The sequence below is a fragment of the bacterium genome, assembly GCA_035371905.1.
Taxonomy (GTDB): domain Bacteria; phylum Ratteibacteria; class UBA8468; order B48-G9; family JAFGKM01; genus JAMWDI01.
In genome coordinates this window covers 1-15,826 of sequence record DAORXQ010000033.1, presented here as the reverse complement: position 1 = coordinate 15,826, position 15,826 = coordinate 1, and the positions used below count along the sequence as shown (strand labels likewise).

Genomic DNA, 15,826 nt, shown 5'->3' with positions numbered 1-15,826 from the left:
TCAGAAATTTTTTCTCTTACCAGTTTTTCTTTTTTTGTTTTTTCTCTTTCACAAAAAACAAAATTTGAAAACACTTTTGAAGATTTATATATAACAAAAATAGGGGAGTTTCAGAAAGACACTTTATACATTGTTTTATTCAGAAAGGACAAAAGAGAAGTTGCTGAAAATTTTTTAAAAGAAATTGCCGGAAAAATTTTATATGTTAGAAACTGGAACAAAAAAATAAAAGATATTTTTGAAAAACTTGAAAAAGTTAAAGAAAAAAACGAAAAAGTCATTTCAGAAATAAAGAGTGAAATTTCAAAAATAAAGATAAATAGAAAGGAAATTTTTGTATGTTATGATTACTACAAAAGTATTTATGAATTTGTTATTGCCAAAGAAAAACTTGGCATTTCAAAATTTGTAAAAGGGATAAAGGGTTGGATAAGTGAAAAAAATATAGATACTCTGAAGGAGATAGTTTTACAGATTTTACCTGAAAGTCATATAGTTATTGAAGAACCGGAAGAGGGAGACAATGTCCCTATAATTCTTGAAAACAATAGATTTATTGAACCATTTGAAGTTGTTACTGACTTATATGGTAGACCTGTTTATAAAAATATTGACCCGACAGGACCTCTATCCATATTTTTTGCTATTTCATTTGGATTCTGTTTAACAGATGCTGGATATGGAATTTTACTTGTATTAATATCTCTGATTTTAATGAAAAAATTCAGATTTCTGCCAAACTTTATTAAATTTTTAAAATTACTGCTTATATGTGGAATTTCAACTTTAATAATAGGGTCTTTAACTGGTGGATGGTTTGGAGATATAATATATAAACTTCCAGAAAGTATTTCTTTTGTTAAATATCTAAAAAAATTAGTACTTTTAAATCCACTTGAAAGTGGGAATAAATCCATTCTATTTCTTTCAATTGCTCTTGCCTTTGGCTATATCCAGATTATATGGGGTCTTATTTTAAATCTTTACAATCAAATAAGAAGATATTCTCTTAAATATTGCGGAGAAGCAATTACACTTCTTTTAATCCAGATACTTGTTGGAATTATTGTTATTGGATTTCTTAAAATGAAAATATTAATGAAAGTGCCTCTTTATATTTTACTTTTATGTTTTATTTATCTGATGTACGAAAAAGCAAAAACTCAGAAAGAATTTATGTTAAAGGGTTTCTGGGCTGTTTATGGTGCTTACAGTGTTATTGCGGGTAATTTACTCGGAGATGTATTAAGTTACAGCCGTCTTTTTGGTCTTGGATTGACAACATCAGTTCTTGGACTTGTAATCAATCAAATGGTCTCAATGGTAAAAAATATTCCTTTTGTAGGAATTTTTATATCCGCTCTTATTTTTATAGTTGGGCATTTTGGTAATCTCGTAATCAATCTACTCGGAAGTTACGTTCATACAAGCAGATTACAGTATCTTGAGTTTTTTACAAAGTTTTTTGAAGGTGGAGGAAGGGTTTTCACTCCATTTAAAGAAGTCAGAAATTATACAATCTTTAAAACAAATAGAGAAAATTGATTTTTTTTAATTTTATGATAGAATAATCCAAAAAAGGAGGGAATAATGGGTGGAGAAAGAGTTGGGATGGTAAATGAACTGATTAGTAAATTCTGGCTTGCTTTTTCAAAAGTTATCGGAGGGCTTTTAATATTTCTGATTGGCTGGCTCATAGCTAAATTTCTGAAAGTATTAATAATAAAGTTTTTCAAAGTAATAAAAATTGACAAACTTTCAGAAGATTCAGGGCTTAAAGAATTGCTTGATAAAGGTAATATATCAATGGATGTCTCACAATTACTCGGAATAGGTGTTTACTGGTTGTTAATGCTTGTTGTTGTTTTCCTTGCTATTAATTTTGCAGGAATACAGATACCATCAACCGTTATAGACAAAATTCTTGGATTTATTCCAAGATTTATACTTGGACTTTTGATATTCATTTTCTCAATTTTCCTTGGCAGTTTCTTTGGCGGTATTGTAAGAACATCTGCTGGAAATGCAGGAATTGAAAAAGCACCATTTTTAGGGAAATTAACTCAAATCGCCATTGTAGTATTTGGAACTGTTCTTGCTTTGCAGGAAATAGGAATTGCAGCAGATTTTATTGGAGATGTTTTTATTATAGTTCTTACTTCTTTCTGTTTTGGAACTGCTCTTGCTTTTGCTCTGGGTACAAAGGATATTATTAAAGAAAAAGTAGAAGAATTTTTAAAGAAAAAGTAAAATTTTAGGGCGCGTAGCTCAAGGGCAGAGCACCGTGCTGATAACGCGGGGGCTGATGGTTCGAATCCATCCGCGCCCATTTTTTTAAAGAAATATATATAAATAAAGGAGGACTTCATGGAAAAAGTAGTTTTTGTGGCAGAAATAAGAGAAGGAAAAGGTAAAGGAACTGCGAGAAAATTAAGAAGTAAAGGATATATTCCCGGTATTTTATATGGACCTGATACAGAACCTGTCCCTATAAAACTTGAAAAAAAATCAAGTGAGAAAATAATTTTACATTTAACATCCCACAACATTATGGCTGAAATGAAACTTAAAAAAAATGGACAGGAAGAGACAATTCAGGTTGTTTTAAAAGATATACAGACAGACCCTATAAAAGACGAAATAATTCATCTTGACTTTTACAAATTGAGTTCAGAAAGGCCTGTTATTATGGAAATCCCGGTTATTATAAAAGGAAAATCAATTGGAGAAGAAAAAGGTGGAATACTTGAACATGAATTGAGAGAAATAAAAGTTGAAGGACTTCCAGGAAATATTCCTGAAAATATAGAAATTGATATAAAAGACCTTGATTTCGGACATGCAATTTTAGTTAAAGATATAAAAATGCCTGAAGGAGTTAAAATTCTTGAAGATGAAAACAGAGTTGTAGTTACGGTTCTGAAACCAAAAGAAGAAAAAGTAGAAGAAGTTAAAGTTGAAGAGACAGTAGAAGAACCAAAGGTAATTTCACAGGAAAAAGTTGAAGAAAGAAGAAGAGAAAAAGAAGAAGCACAGAAAGAAGAAAGTCAGAAATGATTTTTGTTGGACTTGGTAATCCTGGAAAAGAATATTCTGAAACAAGACATAATGTTGGTTTTAAAGTTGTTGATAGATTAAAAAAAAGTGGAAGAGTTATTGAGATTTATAAGAAAAAACTTTTTAATGGCTGGAAAGTTGAAATTGAAGGCAAGGAAATAATAATTTTAAAGCCAAAAACATATATGAATGAAAGCGGAAAAGCAGTAAAAATTGCTCTTGACTTTTTTAATGAAAAAGTAGAAAATCTATTTCTTATTCATGATGAACTTGATATAGAAATTGGGAAAATAAAAATAATAAAGGATAAAGGACCAGGAGGACATAAAGGAGTGATTTCTGTTATGGAAAATATACAGAGTAAAGATTTTGTTAGAATAAGAGTAGGAATAAGAGGAGAAAAAATAGAAACAAGTTATATTGATTATGTTTTATCTCCGTTTTTACCAGAGGAAAAAGAGATTATAGAAAAAGCAATAGATAAATCTGTGGATGCAATAAAGGAAATATTAAGAAGTAACTTGGAAAAGGCAATGAGTTTATATAATAACTGAAAGGAGGAAAAAAATGGATTATTCTTTATTGATTACAATTATAGGTTCAGTTTTTGCACTCGGTTATACCTATTATTTAGCAAAATTTATTCTTAAAAGACCCGAAGGAACACCTGAAATGATAGAAGTTGCAGAAGCTGTAAGAACCGGTGCAAGAGCATATTTAAAAAGGCAATACAAAGGAGTTGGAGTATTTTTCAGTGTTATTTTTATTATACTTTTATTACTATCTATTTTTAATTATCTACCTATTTTTGTCCCTTTTGCTTTTTTAACAGGTGGTTTTTTCTCTGCTTTAAGTGGATATATTGGAATGACAATTGCGACAAGGTCCAGTGCAAGAACTGCATTTGCTGCTAAAAATTCTTTAAATAGTGCTTTAAGAATTGCTTTTTCTGCAGGACTTGTTATGGGGCTTGTTGTTGTTGGACTTGCACTTTTAGATATAAGTATCTGGTATAACCTTCTTACCTGGTATTACAGAAGTAGAGGATATGGAATTGAAGAAAGATTAAGATACATAACCTCCACAATGATATGTTTTGGTATGGGAGCAAGTGCACAGGCACTTTTTGCAAGAGTTGGAGGAGGTATTTATACAAAAGGAGCAGATGTTGGAGCAGACCTTGTGGGAAAAGTTGAAGCAGGAATTCCTGAAGATGACCCGAGAAACCCGGCAGTTATTGCAGATAATGTAGGAGATAATGTAGGAGATGTTGCTGGAATGGGAGCAGACCTTTACGAATCATATACAGATGCAATAATAGCAACAATGGCTCTTGCTTATGCAGCAGGACTTGGACTTAAAGGTGTCTCCCTTCCTATGTTAATTGCAACAATAGGAGTTATTTCATCAATAATAGGTTCTTTTCTTGTCAAAGCAAGTGAAGATGCAAGTCAGGCAAATTTATTAAGGGCTTTAAGAAGAGGTATTTATTTTGCTTCAATTTTAGTTGTTATATTTTCCTATCCTGCAGTTGTATTACTTCTTGGTTACCAGTATAAAGGACTTTATGTTTCAATTTTAAGTGGAATAATAGCAGGTGTTATAATTGGATTTTTTACAGAATTTTTTACATCAGATACCTATCCACCAACAAAGGCAGTTGCTAAAAGTGCTTTAACAGGACATGCTACTGTAATTATAGAGGGTATTTCAACAGGAATGTTATCAACAATTGCTCCTGTTTTAACCGTTGTTATTGCCACAATCTGTGCTTATGTTTTTGCAGGTGGACTTTATGAACCTGAACTCGGACTTTACGGAATTGGACTTGCTGGAGTTGGACTTTTGAGTACTCTTGGAATTACACTTGCAACAGATGCTTATGGACCTGTTGCGGATAATGCAGGAGGAAATGCAGAAATGACACATCAGCCACCATTTGTTAGACAGAGGACAGATGCTCTTGATGCTCTTGGAAATACAACTGCTGCAACAGGTAAGGGTTTTGCCATTGGTTCTGCTGCTTTGACTGCTCTTGCTCTAATTGCTGCATATAAGGACCAGATTGTTTTACTCGGTGGAAAACTTGATATGTCAATAATGAATTTTAGAGTTTTATGCGGTATTTTTATTGGTGCCATGTATCCATTCTTTTTCTGCTCAATGGCTTTAAAAGCAGTTGGAAGAGCAGCACAGCAGATAGTTCAGGAAGTAAGAAGACAGTTTAAAGAAATTTCAGGACTTCTTGAAGGGAAAGCAAAACCTGATTATGCAAAAGCAGTTGATATATGTACAAAATCAGCACAGAAAGAAATGCTTCTTCCTTCAATATTAACAGTCCTTCTTCCTATAATTGTTGGAATTTTACTTGGAGTTGATGGAGTAGTTGGACTTCTTGTAGGTGCTTTAACAAGTGGATTTGCTGTTGCTATAATGATGGCAAATTCAGGTGCATCCTGGGATAATGCAAAAAAATATATTGAAAAAGGAAATTTTGGTGGAAAGGGAACAGATGTTCATAAAGCATCTGTTACAGGAGATACAGTTGGAGACCCGTTTAAGGATACAGCAGGACCTTCTTTAAATATTCTTATAAAATTAATTTCAATTGTTTCAATTGTTTTTGCTGGATTTATAGTTAAAAACTCAATATTTAAATGAAGAACTTATCAAAAGAAGCGCTTAAACTGCATAAGAAAGCAAAAGGTAAACTTGAAATAAAACCGAAAGTTCCTTTAAAAACAAAAAAAGATTTATCTCTTGCCTATACTCCTGGAGTTGCTATTCCCTGCCTTGAAATAGCAAAAGAAAAAAACAAAATTTATGAATACACATGGAAAGGAAATACTGTTGCTATTGTTACTGATGGAAGTGCAGTTTTAGGTCTTGGAAATATCGGACCTCATGCAGCACTACCTGTTATGGAAGGGAAGGCAATTTTGTTTAAAGAATTCGGTGAAGTTGACGCAGTTCCTTTATGTCTTGATACTCAAAATGTTGAAGAAATAATTGATATAGTGAAAAAAATATCTCCATGTTTTGGTGGAATAAATCTTGAAGATATTTCTGCTCCAAGATGTTTTACCATTGAACAGAGATTAAATGAAGAACTTGAAATTCCAGTTTTTCATGATGACCAGGATGGAACAGCAATAGTTGTTCTTGCTGCTTTAATAAATGCTTTAAAACTTGTGAATAAAAAAATAGAAGATATAAAAATTGTAATAAATGGAGCAGGAGCAGCAGGTATAGCAATAACAAAAATGTTATATAAATACGGTGCAAGAAAAATTGTTTTATGTGATAGAGAGGGAATAATTTATAAAGGAAGAAAAGAAAATATGAACTTTGTAAAAGAAGAAATAACAGATTATCTACTTGAAAGCAAAAAAGGCAGTTTAAAGGATGCAATGGAAAAAACAGATGTTTTTATAGGAGTTTCAGGTCCAAATCTTGTCACAAAAGAAATGGTTAAAAGTATGAATAAATATTCTATTGTTTTTGCAATGAGCAATCCAGTCCCTGAAATAATGCCAGATGAAGCAAAAAAAGGTGGTGCATACATAATCGGAACAGGAAGAAGTGATTTCCCAAATCAGATAAACAATTTACTTGCTTTTCCGGGCATTTTCAGAGGTACTTTTGATGCAAAGGCAAAAAAAATAACAGAAAAAATGAAAATATCAGCAAGTTTAGCAATAGCAAATTATATTCCTGAAAACAAACTTTCTACTGATTATATAATTCCTTCTGCTCTTGATAAAAATGTTGCAAAGCAGGTTGCAAAAGCAGTAAAAAAGTCCGCTCTTTAATCAACAATTTTGATTTTCTTTAAAAATTATATTTTTCCTTGAAAAAATTTTTCTTTACAGGTAAAAATTCCGGTATCTTATAAAATTTCTCATATGTCTGTCTTAAAATTATATTTCTATAATTTTCATAATTGAATTTTTTACAGAAAAGCAAATAAAAGTTCCCGCCTTCAATAACAATTTTTTCTTTTTTAATCTCTGTGAAAAATTCTAAATATTTTGCTTCTTCTACATCAAATGGAGAAAAAATTAAAATATCCTTTCCATCTATCTTTTTAAAATCAAAAGTAATATCATATTCTCTTCCGCTGTGTCCGAGGTCTCCAAAAACAATAAAGTCCTTTTTACAGTAATAAGACATAATTGCTGTTTCTGTATAACCGGGAGTTGCAAAAATATATTCATTTTTGAATTTCTCAAGATAAGCACAGATGGGATATGGATTTTTAAACATTATTATTTCAGAAAACTCTTTGTGATTTTTAAACATTTTGAGAGGACATAAAAGGATTGAAATTATAACGAGTATAATAAATCCATTAAAATAAATAGAAATTTTTATGGATTTTGAAATTTTATCTTCTTCAAAATCTTTCAGAAGTAAAAAAGAGAAAGGAACAAAGGATATATACCAGTGAAGCCCCACCACTCTTAAAAAGGACATTAAAAACAGAAAAAATAAAGGAATTAAAAAAACATAAAAGAAAAAATCATAACCTGTTTCAAATTTCCTTTTTAAAAAAAACTTTTCTTTTAAAAAAAGAAAGAAAAAATAAGGGGTCATAAGAAAAAACAAAGAGAGAAAAAACAGAATTATATTTTTAATTTTAAAATATTCCACCTTTTTCCTGTAAACAAGATTAAAGAGAATATTTATCCAGCAGTGATTATAGTTCCAGTAAAAATTAATAAAAATCAAAGGAAGAGAAGAAAGGATAAAAATTATAAAATTTTTCCAGTATTTCTTTTCATTTTTAAAAATAACATAAAAGAAAACACCGAAAAGATAAAGAACAGACAAATATTTACTCAAAAAAGCAAGACCGAAAAAAAATCCTGAAATAACAAAAAAAATCCTTTTTTCTTTTTCAATCCCTTTATAAAAAAATACTCCTGAAAGAAAAGTAAAAAGAAGTAATGGTATATCATTTGTAATTAAAAAACTCAAAAGATAAACAGGTGAGAGCAAAAAAAAAGAAGGGATAAGAAAAGAATTTTTCTTTTCTGTAAGCAATCTTGAAATAAAAAAAACTATTATCAGAGTAGAAAAAATAGAAAACAATCTGTAGTAGAAAAAATGGAAAGTATATCTACCACATAAAGAAAAAATATAAATAATCCACCATATCATAGGAGGATGTTCATAATATCCAAAGTCAAAAATTTTACCTGTTGTTATAAAATATGCCTCATCACCTGTTAAAGGAAAAAAATAGGAAAGGAAAAGTTTTAAAATTAAAGTAACAGAAAAAATCCAGAGAAAAGAACAATCCTTTTTATTTTCTACCACCAGATCTCCTCGTCATTCTTTACGTTTATTGAATCAAGATAATTTTGAAGGATTATCTGTGCTGATAGTTTATCTATATATTTTTTCCTTTTTTTTCTGCTTAAATCTGCTTCAAGTAAAAATTTCTCTGCAAGGGAAGTTGTCAATCTCTCATCAAATGATATAAACTCAATGTCTTTGATTGCTTCTTTTAATCTTGAAATAAATGCAAGTGTCTTTTCTGTTTGAACACTGAATGAACCATCCATTTTTAAAGGGAGCCCATAAACAATTCTTCCAATATTGTATTTCTTTATAATTTCCTTTATCCTTGCAACGATATCATCATTCATTTTTAAACTGCCAAGCCCTTTTGCCAGAATATTTTCTTCATCGCTTATAGCAATCCCAATATTTTTATCTCCAACATCAATACATAATATTCTCATTTTTGTAAGATTTTTAAGAAAAACACACTATTATTTTATACCATCTTCCCTTTTCTCTCAAATAAAAAGGGAGGACGGGGCTCGGATAGAAATAACAGGAATAAAGGGATATGCAATTGAAATACTGGTTCTACATCCTCCAAATCCACATCCTTCTCTTACTTTTACTATATGAGAAATATTTAACCTGTGTTTCAAAAGAATTTATTACTTTGAGTTTTCATTTCTTTTAATAATTTTTGTGCCTTTTCTCTAACATACTCATGATTGTCTTCCTTTGCTATCTTTTCAATCTTTGAAATAATTTCGCGGTCATCCTTATAGATTATAAGACCACGAATTGCAGATAATCTTATTGTGAAACATGGATCTTCTAATGCTTTTGTAAGAACTTTTTTAAGAAGATTTTTATCTTCTGAAGAAAGGGCTCTATGTATTTTCTCATAGGGGGTTAAATCCCACTCCGCACTTTCAATAAATGGATTACTTATAAGAGATAATTCACATATTGCACTATCTCTTACATTATCATCAGGATCATTTGCACAGATAGTAAAATGTTTTAAAATCCATTCTTTATCTTTTGTTTTAATTAGTTGATAAGTATAAGGAGGATGTTTATAAGGATACGTAGGATATCCTATGAGTAATTTTATAATTTTTTCATCCAAGTTTGGAAGTTGCCCAACTTCAAAACTTAATTCATGAAAATAATACCTGAAATAATTCTCTTCATCAGGCATAACTTTATGACTATCTGGTTTATAATCATATGTTTTCAAATATTCAATTTCTCTTTCAAAAATTTTTATAAGTTTTTGAATCCATTTCTTTTTCAAATCTCCTTCACTCTTTTCTATATTTTCCTTTATAGTTTTCAGTTCTTCAATTTTTTTTAATACCTCTGGCGAAGGAGGACCTATTCCATTACCAAAAGATAAAGGAGTGATATTCATTAAAACAATAAATAAAAAAACAATAATAAATCTGAACATTCCTTTTTTTTGTTCTCATACTCGTATCATCCTCCTTTGTTAATTTATCTCCAATCCATATGAATATATCCTTTTAATTTTGTATCAATATAGGTAGCTCCTTCTTTTTTTGCAGTATCATGCATAAATTTCCAATCATCATAATGTATATCTCCATCCCCATCCCAACTTGTAATCTTATATCTACTGCATCTCCATACATATGTCGGCTTTCAGATTTTCCACCTACCTCTTCATTATGAATTGGATTTCTATAACCACTACTAACAGGCATAGGTTTGTTACCTAAATCTTGCTACAATTTTATAAGCAAGTGGAAACCCTCTCCCTGATGGTGCAGAAGGTTTTTGTTGCCCTTTTTCACCTTTTCGCCACGGAAACCGAATATGAAAACTACCCCTTTCTACTATCCTAAAATCATTATCACATACCCAAATCTCAATAAATCCTGCCTCTGTTCCTGCTGTAAATATTGATGTTGCTATTCCATTTTGGTTTGTCTGTGATGTAGGAGTAATTGAGCCATATTGAATATCACTTGTACCTTCATAATCCGGGTCTGCAAATTCAAACGATAAATTAAAAACACCTTCCCATTCTTCATCTTCTAAGTCCCATAAACTTTTATTATATATAATCTGTGCTGAGGAATCCATAGTAATCAGTATAGTATCATATTTCCAGAATTTAAATTTCCAACTGATTGTGTGATTGGGTAGAGGAGTTGAATTGTATTGAATTTTAACCTTGTTTAATGCCTGGCTTTCTCCATCTGCTATTAAATAATCTAACGGCTCTTCTGTCTCCGGGTCAAGAAATATATCCAAATTCATCTGGGGTGGATTTATCTGTACAAGTGTTGTATCAGATATTGTATCACTGCTTGCTTTAATGATTGAATAAAAATATAAACCTTTATCCGGATTTGATGCATCTGAACCTGAAATATATATCGTACTGGCTTTTCCCTAGCTATCTGTTATTTTAGTATCACTTTGTCCCACCATTACTGAATTTACCATTATCTGCACCATTTATATTGTACTCGGTCTCATCTTTTATACTGTCATATCCTTTATGCCCTGTTATCTCAAAGTTTATCTGTATTCCTTCTATTGCTGGAGTTGTTGTTGCTATTATCTCTGCTTTATGTATATCTAAATTGGGATTAACATTTCCTCCTGCACATATCACACCCGGACTTGCACTTACTGATACTTCATATACTGTCGCTTTCCCTTTATCCTCTCCTCCTTTTGATGTTGTTAGTGTCAGGGTTATGTCCTTTATTGTGTTTGATGTTTGTTCTCCTTTAAGTGTTAATGTCTTTGGTAGTTGTGATATATAGCAGGTATAGGGGAAAGATTTTTGAGTTGAACCTTCCCAGAGAGATAGTTTACCAGAATTGCAGGATAAAATAACTTCCTCATTCTGTGGTAAAACTCCTTCTATCTGTATTGTGATATTTCTTGTGTTTCCAAGTGGTATATACGCACCGGGTTCTTATTCTAATCTTATATCTATATCCGGTCAAAATAAAGAAGTCATTCTAATTTCTTTTCAATTACAAAGATTTGATAAACTTTTTTCTGTCGCTTTTTTATATTCTTTGTTTTTTACATTCTCCTTTATCTCTTTCAATGTGTCAGAAACTCCACCATATAAAAGAATTGAACAAAGAATAAAAAATAAGAAAAATTTAATCTTTACTCCATCTGTACAAAAATATCTCATTTTTCCCCCTCTTACACTTAATTTATAATTTTTCACTTTCAGATGTCAAATCTTTCAGTAATATGGATGGATATTTAAAAATTTACAATCTTTTTTCTAAATCTCTACCACTTTTTCAATCCAGTAAATTATATCAATTGCATTTTTAACTTCTTTTACATCATGAACCCTGAAAATACCTGCTCCTTTTAAATAAGCATATACATTTGTTGCTATTGTTGGAGATAATCTCTCTTCAACTTCAAGATTCAGAATTTTCCCTATAAAAGATTTTCTGCTTGTTCCAATCAAAATTGGTCTATTAAATTTTTTGAATTTATCAAGATTTTTAAGTATTTCAATATTATCACAAACTCTTTTTCCAAAACCAATTCCAGGGTCTATCACAACTCTTTCAATGTTTACTTTATTTTCTTCAAGAATTTTTAATTTTTCTTCAAAAAACTCACTTATTTCTCCCATTACATCTTCATAATAGGGATTTATCTGCATATTTTCAGGAGTACCTTTCATATGCATTAAAACATATCCACAATCAGAATTTTTTATTACATCAAGCAGATTTTTATCCATGGAAAAGGCAGAAATATCGTTTATTATCTTTGCGCCATTCTCAATCGCCTTTTCTGCAACTTTACTTCTAAATGTATCACATGAAATGGGTATTTTTAATTCTTTGCTTAAAACTTTAATTACAGGAATAACTCTTTCAATTTCTTCTTTTTCATCTACCTGCTTACTTCCAGGTCTTGTTGACTGTCCACCAATATCAATAATATCTGCTCCTTCTTTTTCAATTTCAATTCCTCTTTCAACTGCTTTGTCAAGATTAAAAAATTTACCACCATCATAAAAAGAATCAGGAGTTACGTTCAGAATTCCCATTATCAGGGGTTTTTCAATATTAAAGACAAAATCTTTTATTTTCCAGTTCATTGATTTTTAAGAAGTGCTTTCCTGTAATCTTCTGCTTCAAGGTTTTCTATCTGCTCAATTTCTTTTTTTGTAAAGTATCTCAATTTCCCACTTAAAATTCCAGCAAAAATTGATTTTGCTGCTTCTTCAACAATTAAACTTCTTGTATATGCTTCTTTTATTGATTCTCCAACTGCAACAACTCCGTGATTTTTAAGAAGAACAACATTTACATTTTTTATTTCCTTACAAACTGCCTTTCTTATTTCCTCACCAGCAGGTGGCACATAATCAATAACAGGAACATCTTTCCCAAGTATAGCAACATAATCTGGGAAAAATGGCTTAAATTTAACTCCAGCAGAGATTAAACCAACTGTAATTGGTGGATGGGTATGAATAACTGCTCTAACATTCTCTCTTATTACATATATTCCAAGATGCATTGAAATTTCACACGTCGGTCTTAAATTTCCAAAAATCTCACCTGTTTTTAAATCCACCTTTACCCATTCTTCTTCTTTTATTTCATCAAGAAAAAATCCACTCGGAGAAAGATATACAAAATCACCATCTCTTGCACTTATATTTCCACCAGGTCCTGCAACAAGTCCTTTTTCAACTATTTTTTTACCATATTCAGTAAGTTTTTTTCTAATCTCTTCCATTTTCATTTCCTTTTTATTTTAAAAAATTTTCTTTTCCCTATCTTTACTATCATTCCATCTTTAACCTTTATTTTTAAAAATGGGTCTGTTATGTTTTCTCCATCTATTTTAACTGCTTTCTGGATTATTAGACGTTTTCCTTCTGATTTTGAACTTACCATACCTGTTTTTGAAAGAAATTCAACCAGTTCAATTTCCTTTTTTTCATCAAGTATCCCATCATTTATTTCAATTTCCGGGATTTCTGTCGGTAAATCCTTCTGCCTAAAAATCCTGTTAAATTCTTCTTCTGCCTCAACTGCTTTCTCTTTACCAAAGAAAAATTTAACAATTTCCTTTGCAAGATATGCTTTTGCATCTCTGGGGTTTTCTTCAATCATACTTCTGTAAGTTTCTGGTTCTATATCTGTAAGCAAGGAGAAGTAATCTTCCATTATACTATCAGGTATTGACATAATTTTCCCGAACATATCAAAAGGGTCTGTATTTATCGGTATATGATTTCCATAACTTTTGCTCATTTTCAATTTTCCATCTGTCCCAACAAGTATTGGCATTGTTATAACTACCTGTTTTTCCTGTCCAAGATATGACTGAATTGTTCTTCCAGCAAGAAGATTAAATTTCTGTTCAGTCGCTCCTATCTCAATATCTGCATTAAGTACATATGAATCATAACCCTGTAAAAGTGGATATAAAAATTCATGTAAAAATATTGGTTTTTTTTCTTTATATCTTGCAGTAAAGTCCTCTCTTTCAAGTATCTGAGCGACTGTAAAAATTGAAGTAAGTTTAATAATTTCTTCAAGATTTAGTTTGGAAAGCCATGTTGAATTATAGACAAATTCTGTTTTATCAATATCAAGAAGTTTACTTACCTGTTCTTTATATGATGACAAATTTTTCTGTATTTCTTCAACTGATAAAATAGGCCTTGTCTCTTTTCTTCCTGTTGGGTCTCCAATTCTTGCAGTAAAATCTCCAATTAAAAAAATGACTTTATGTCCTAAATTCTGAAAATCCCTTAATTTTTTTATTGGAACAGTATGTCCGAGATGTATTTCAGGAGCGGTCGGGTCTATTCCGTATTTAATTCTCAGAGGTTTATTTTTCTCTATTGATTCTTTTAATTTTGTCTCTAACTCCTCTTCCTCTATTATTTCAACAACGCCTCTTTTAATCACTTCAAGTTGTCTTTTTATTTCCTTTTCCATAATTATAAATTCTACAAAATAAGAAGGTTCGGGTCAAATAGTATTTAAGAAGGATTAACATTCTCAACTTCTTTATTTAACTTTCTGCCAGTATTCGTATTCATATTTCCATTCTTCTTTTCTCATCTCAACAAGTTTTTTGAAGTATCCCTTATTTTTCTCAATTTTTTCCATCTGGTCTTTATATTCTCTCTTTTCTTCAATTGCTTTTAAAAAATCTTCTGCATAAACAATCACTTTATTAAAATCCTCATCTTTTAAAGGCACTCTTACATTTATTCCGCTAACAAACTGTGCTCCAACAATATTTGAATAATGTTTTATATAATCAAGAACCGTCTCTCCTCTTCCGCTTCCACTTGTCACAATCCCGAATGTATATTTCCCATTTAATCTGAGGCAGTGTATAAAATGACTTGTTCTATCAAAAAAACCTTTAAGTTGGGCAGAAACACTGTCTATATAAACAGGAGAAGCAAAAACAATTCCATCTGATATAAGCATTTTTTCAACTATTAAATTTCTATCATCTTTTAAAGGACAGGATGGCTGTTTATGGCATATTTCACAGGCAAGACAGAAACCTACTTTATATTTACTTAAATCAATAATTTCTGTATCAGCACCTTTTTCCTTACATACTTCAAGAAATTTTAATAATAATTTTTTCGTATTGCTTTTTTCTCCTCTTGGACTACCACAAATCCCTGTTATCTTCATATTATCCCTCTTCTTTTTGTTTTATTATATCACTCTGCTTGATTTTATCAAAGTAAAAGTAGTAAAATAAAAGTAAGTTGAAATTTACAAAAAAGGAGGAAAAAATGAAAATGAAGGTTGGTTTTGTTGGATGTGGAGGGATAGCAGAGGCACATTTAAATGCTTTATCTAATTTTCCGGATGTACAACTTTCTGCATTCTGTGATATAGATGAACAAAGAGGTAAATTTATTGCAGAAAAATATAAAGGAAAATATTATAAAAATGCAAAAGAAATGATAAATAATGAAGAACTTAATTGTATATTTTTTTGCCTTCCTCCATTTGCTCATGGTGCAGAACTCTATGCAATAGAAAAAAATATTCCATTTGCCGTTGAAAAACCTGTTGGACTTGACTTGGGTTTGTGTAAAGAAATTCTTGAAGGTGTTAAGGAAAAAAAATTGCTTACCTGTGTTTTATATATGAACAGATATAGAAGGGGAGTAAAAATGGTAAAGGATTTGAGTGAAAAAAGTCAACCTGTTTTGATACTTGGAGGATGGATAGGAGGGACCCCAAGGCAATCTGAGAAAGGAATATGGAAATGGTGGGTTCAGAAAGATAAGAGTGGAGGGCAATTTCATGAGCAGGTAACCCATACTGTAAATTTAACAAGATTTTTCTGTGGAGATGCTGAAAGTGTTCATGCTTTTGCTGTTAAAGGAAAGAATAAAGAAGTGCCTCCTTATTATTCAATAGAAGATGCGGTCTGTGTAAACATAAAATTTAAA

At 30.7% G+C, this 15,826-nt stretch carries 17 protein-coding genes and 1 tRNA gene; 8 read left to right on the top strand and 10 right to left on the bottom strand.

Annotated features, from left to right (window positions below):
• From PKV21_05075 to PKV21_05045, 7 genes are all read left to right on the top strand, one after another.
• Window positions 1-1,545, top strand: a 1,545-nt coding sequence (locus tag PKV21_05075) for a V-type ATPase 116kDa subunit family protein (GenBank protein HOM26861.1), incomplete at its 5' end; no start/stop codon positions are given.
• Window positions 1,546-1,590: 45 nt separating this feature from the next.
• Window positions 1,591-2,250, top strand: coding sequence for a hypothetical protein (locus tag PKV21_05070; protein ID HOM26860.1), 660 nt, complete (start codon window positions 1,591-1,593; stop codon window positions 2,248-2,250).
• 7 nt (window positions 2,251-2,257) lie between these two features.
• Window positions 2,258-2,329: transfer RNA gene (locus PKV21_05065), tRNA-Ile, on the top strand.
• Between the two features lie 38 nt (window positions 2,330-2,367).
• The gene (locus tag PKV21_05060) at window positions 2,368-3,057 is read left to right on the top strand and encodes a 50S ribosomal protein L25 (protein ID HOM26859.1); all 690 of its coding nucleotides are present in this window, start codon (window positions 2,368-2,370) and stop codon (window positions 3,055-3,057) included.
• Entirely contained in the window at window positions 3,054-3,611 is a 558-nt protein-coding gene (pth, locus tag PKV21_05055) for an aminoacyl-tRNA hydrolase (protein HOM26858.1), read from the top strand. Before PKV21_05060 ends, pth begins: the two co-directional genes overlap by 4 nt.
• A 13-nt stretch (window positions 3,612-3,624) precedes the next feature.
• The gene (locus PKV21_05050; protein HOM26857.1) at window positions 3,625-5,718 is read left to right on the top strand and encodes a sodium-translocating pyrophosphatase; all 2,094 of its coding nucleotides are present in this window, start codon (window positions 3,625-3,627) and stop codon (window positions 5,716-5,718) included.
• Window positions 5,715-6,869 carry an NADP-dependent malic enzyme gene (locus PKV21_05045; GenBank protein ID HOM26856.1) on the top strand — a complete coding sequence of 385 codons (1,155 nt, stop codon included), beginning with the start codon at window positions 5,715-5,717 and terminating at the stop codon, window positions 6,867-6,869. Before PKV21_05050 ends, PKV21_05045 begins: the two co-directional genes overlap by 4 nt.
• 19 nt (window positions 6,870-6,888) lie before the next feature.
• On the opposite strand, the gene PKV21_05040 is transcribed toward PKV21_05045, so the two are convergent.
• The 10 genes from PKV21_05040 to PKV21_04995 all read right to left on the bottom strand — a co-directional run bounded on the left by PKV21_05040 (window position 6,889) and on the right by PKV21_04995 (window position 15,053).
• A complete protein-coding gene (locus tag PKV21_05040) occupies window positions 6,889-8,379 on the bottom strand; it encodes a glycosyltransferase family 39 protein (protein ID HOM26855.1) in 1,491 nt (496 codons plus the stop codon).
• A complete protein-coding gene (ruvX, locus tag PKV21_05035) occupies window positions 8,373-8,807 on the bottom strand; it encodes a Holliday junction resolvase RuvX (protein HOM26854.1) in 435 nt (144 codons plus the stop codon). The genes PKV21_05040 and ruvX overlap by 7 nt, the downstream gene beginning before the upstream one ends.
• 194 nt (window positions 8,808-9,001) lie before the next feature.
• Window positions 9,002-9,802: a HEAT repeat domain-containing protein gene (locus PKV21_05030; GenBank protein ID HOM26853.1), complete on the bottom strand. Its 801-nt coding sequence runs from the start codon at window positions 9,800-9,802 to the stop codon at window positions 9,002-9,004.
• Window positions 9,803-10,083: 281 nt separating this feature from the next.
• On the bottom strand, window positions 10,084-10,635 hold the full coding sequence (locus PKV21_05025) for a hypothetical protein (protein ID HOM26852.1): 552 nt from the start codon (window positions 10,633-10,635) through the stop codon (window positions 10,084-10,086).
• Between the two features lie 157 nt (window positions 10,636-10,792).
• A complete protein-coding gene (locus PKV21_05020; protein HOM26851.1) occupies window positions 10,793-10,996 on the bottom strand; it encodes a hypothetical protein in 204 nt (67 codons plus the stop codon).
• A 366-nt stretch (window positions 10,997-11,362) separates the two neighbouring features.
• Window positions 11,363-11,536: a hypothetical protein gene (locus PKV21_05015; GenBank protein ID HOM26850.1), complete on the bottom strand. Its 174-nt coding sequence runs from the start codon at window positions 11,534-11,536 to the stop codon at window positions 11,363-11,365.
• A 96-nt stretch (window positions 11,537-11,632) separates the two neighbouring features.
• A complete protein-coding gene (folP, locus tag PKV21_05010) occupies window positions 11,633-12,472 on the bottom strand; it encodes a dihydropteroate synthase (GenBank protein ID HOM26849.1) in 840 nt (279 codons plus the stop codon).
• Window positions 12,469-13,119 (bottom strand): class II aldolase/adducin family protein, encoded by a 651-nt coding sequence (locus PKV21_05005; GenBank protein HOM26848.1) that lies wholly within the window; start codon window positions 13,117-13,119, stop codon window positions 12,469-12,471. The genes folP and PKV21_05005 overlap by 4 nt, the downstream gene beginning before the upstream one ends.
• A 2-nt stretch (window positions 13,120-13,121) precedes the next feature.
• Window positions 13,122-14,333: a tyrosine--tRNA ligase gene (tyrS, locus tag PKV21_05000; protein HOM26847.1), complete on the bottom strand. Its 1,212-nt coding sequence runs from the start codon at window positions 14,331-14,333 to the stop codon at window positions 13,122-13,124.
• A gap of 72 nt (window positions 14,334-14,405) precedes the next feature.
• Window positions 14,406-15,053 (bottom strand): flavodoxin family protein, encoded by a 648-nt coding sequence (locus PKV21_04995; GenBank protein HOM26846.1) that lies wholly within the window; start codon window positions 15,051-15,053, stop codon window positions 14,406-14,408.
• A gap of 104 nt (window positions 15,054-15,157) precedes the next feature.
• Here PKV21_04995 and PKV21_04990 point away from each other — a divergent pair.
• A partial coding sequence (locus PKV21_04990) for a Gfo/Idh/MocA family oxidoreductase (GenBank protein HOM26845.1) occupies window positions 15,158-15,826 on the top strand: 669 nt, incomplete at its 3' end.

Excerpts from the sequence above, each read along its gene's own strand:
- PKV21_05070 (HOM26860.1), top strand. The coding sequence starts at position 1,591 with ATGGGTGGAGAAAGAGTTGGGATGGTAAATGAACTGATTAGTAAATTC.
- PKV21_05030 (HOM26853.1), bottom strand. The coding sequence starts at position 9,802 with ATGTTCAGATTTATTATTGTTTTTTTATTTATTGTTTTAATGAATATC.
- folP (HOM26849.1), bottom strand. The coding sequence starts at position 12,472 with ATGAACTGGAAAATAAAAGATTTTGTCTTTAATATTGAAAAACCCCTG.
- PKV21_05060 (HOM26859.1), top strand. The coding sequence starts at position 2,368 with ATGGAAAAAGTAGTTTTTGTGGCAGAAATAAGAGAAGGAAAAGGTAAA.
- PKV21_05045 (HOM26856.1), top strand. The coding sequence starts at position 5,715 with ATGAAGAACTTATCAAAAGAAGCGCTTAAACTGCATAAGAAAGCAAAA.
- PKV21_05015 (HOM26850.1), bottom strand. The coding sequence starts at position 11,536 with ATGAGATATTTTTGTACAGATGGAGTAAAGATTAAATTTTTCTTATTT.
- ruvX (HOM26854.1), bottom strand. The coding sequence starts at position 8,807 with ATGAGAATATTATGTATTGATGTTGGAGATAAAAATATTGGGATTGCT.
- PKV21_05050 (HOM26857.1), top strand. The coding sequence starts at position 3,625 with ATGGATTATTCTTTATTGATTACAATTATAGGTTCAGTTTTTGCACTC.
- pth (HOM26858.1), top strand. The coding sequence starts at position 3,054 with ATGATTTTTGTTGGACTTGGTAATCCTGGAAAAGAATATTCTGAAACA.
- tyrS (HOM26847.1), bottom strand. The coding sequence starts at position 14,333 with ATGGAAAAGGAAATAAAAAGACAACTTGAAGTGATTAAAAGAGGCGTT.
- PKV21_05025 (HOM26852.1), bottom strand. The coding sequence starts at position 10,635 with ATGAATTTGGATATATTTCTTGACCCGGAGACAGAAGAGCCGTTAGAT.
- PKV21_04995 (HOM26846.1), bottom strand. The coding sequence starts at position 15,053 with ATGAAGATAACAGGGATTTGTGGTAGTCCAAGAGGAGAAAAAAGCAAT.
- PKV21_05005 (HOM26848.1), bottom strand. The coding sequence starts at position 13,119 with ATGGAAGAGATTAGAAAAAAACTTACTGAATATGGTAAAAAAATAGTT.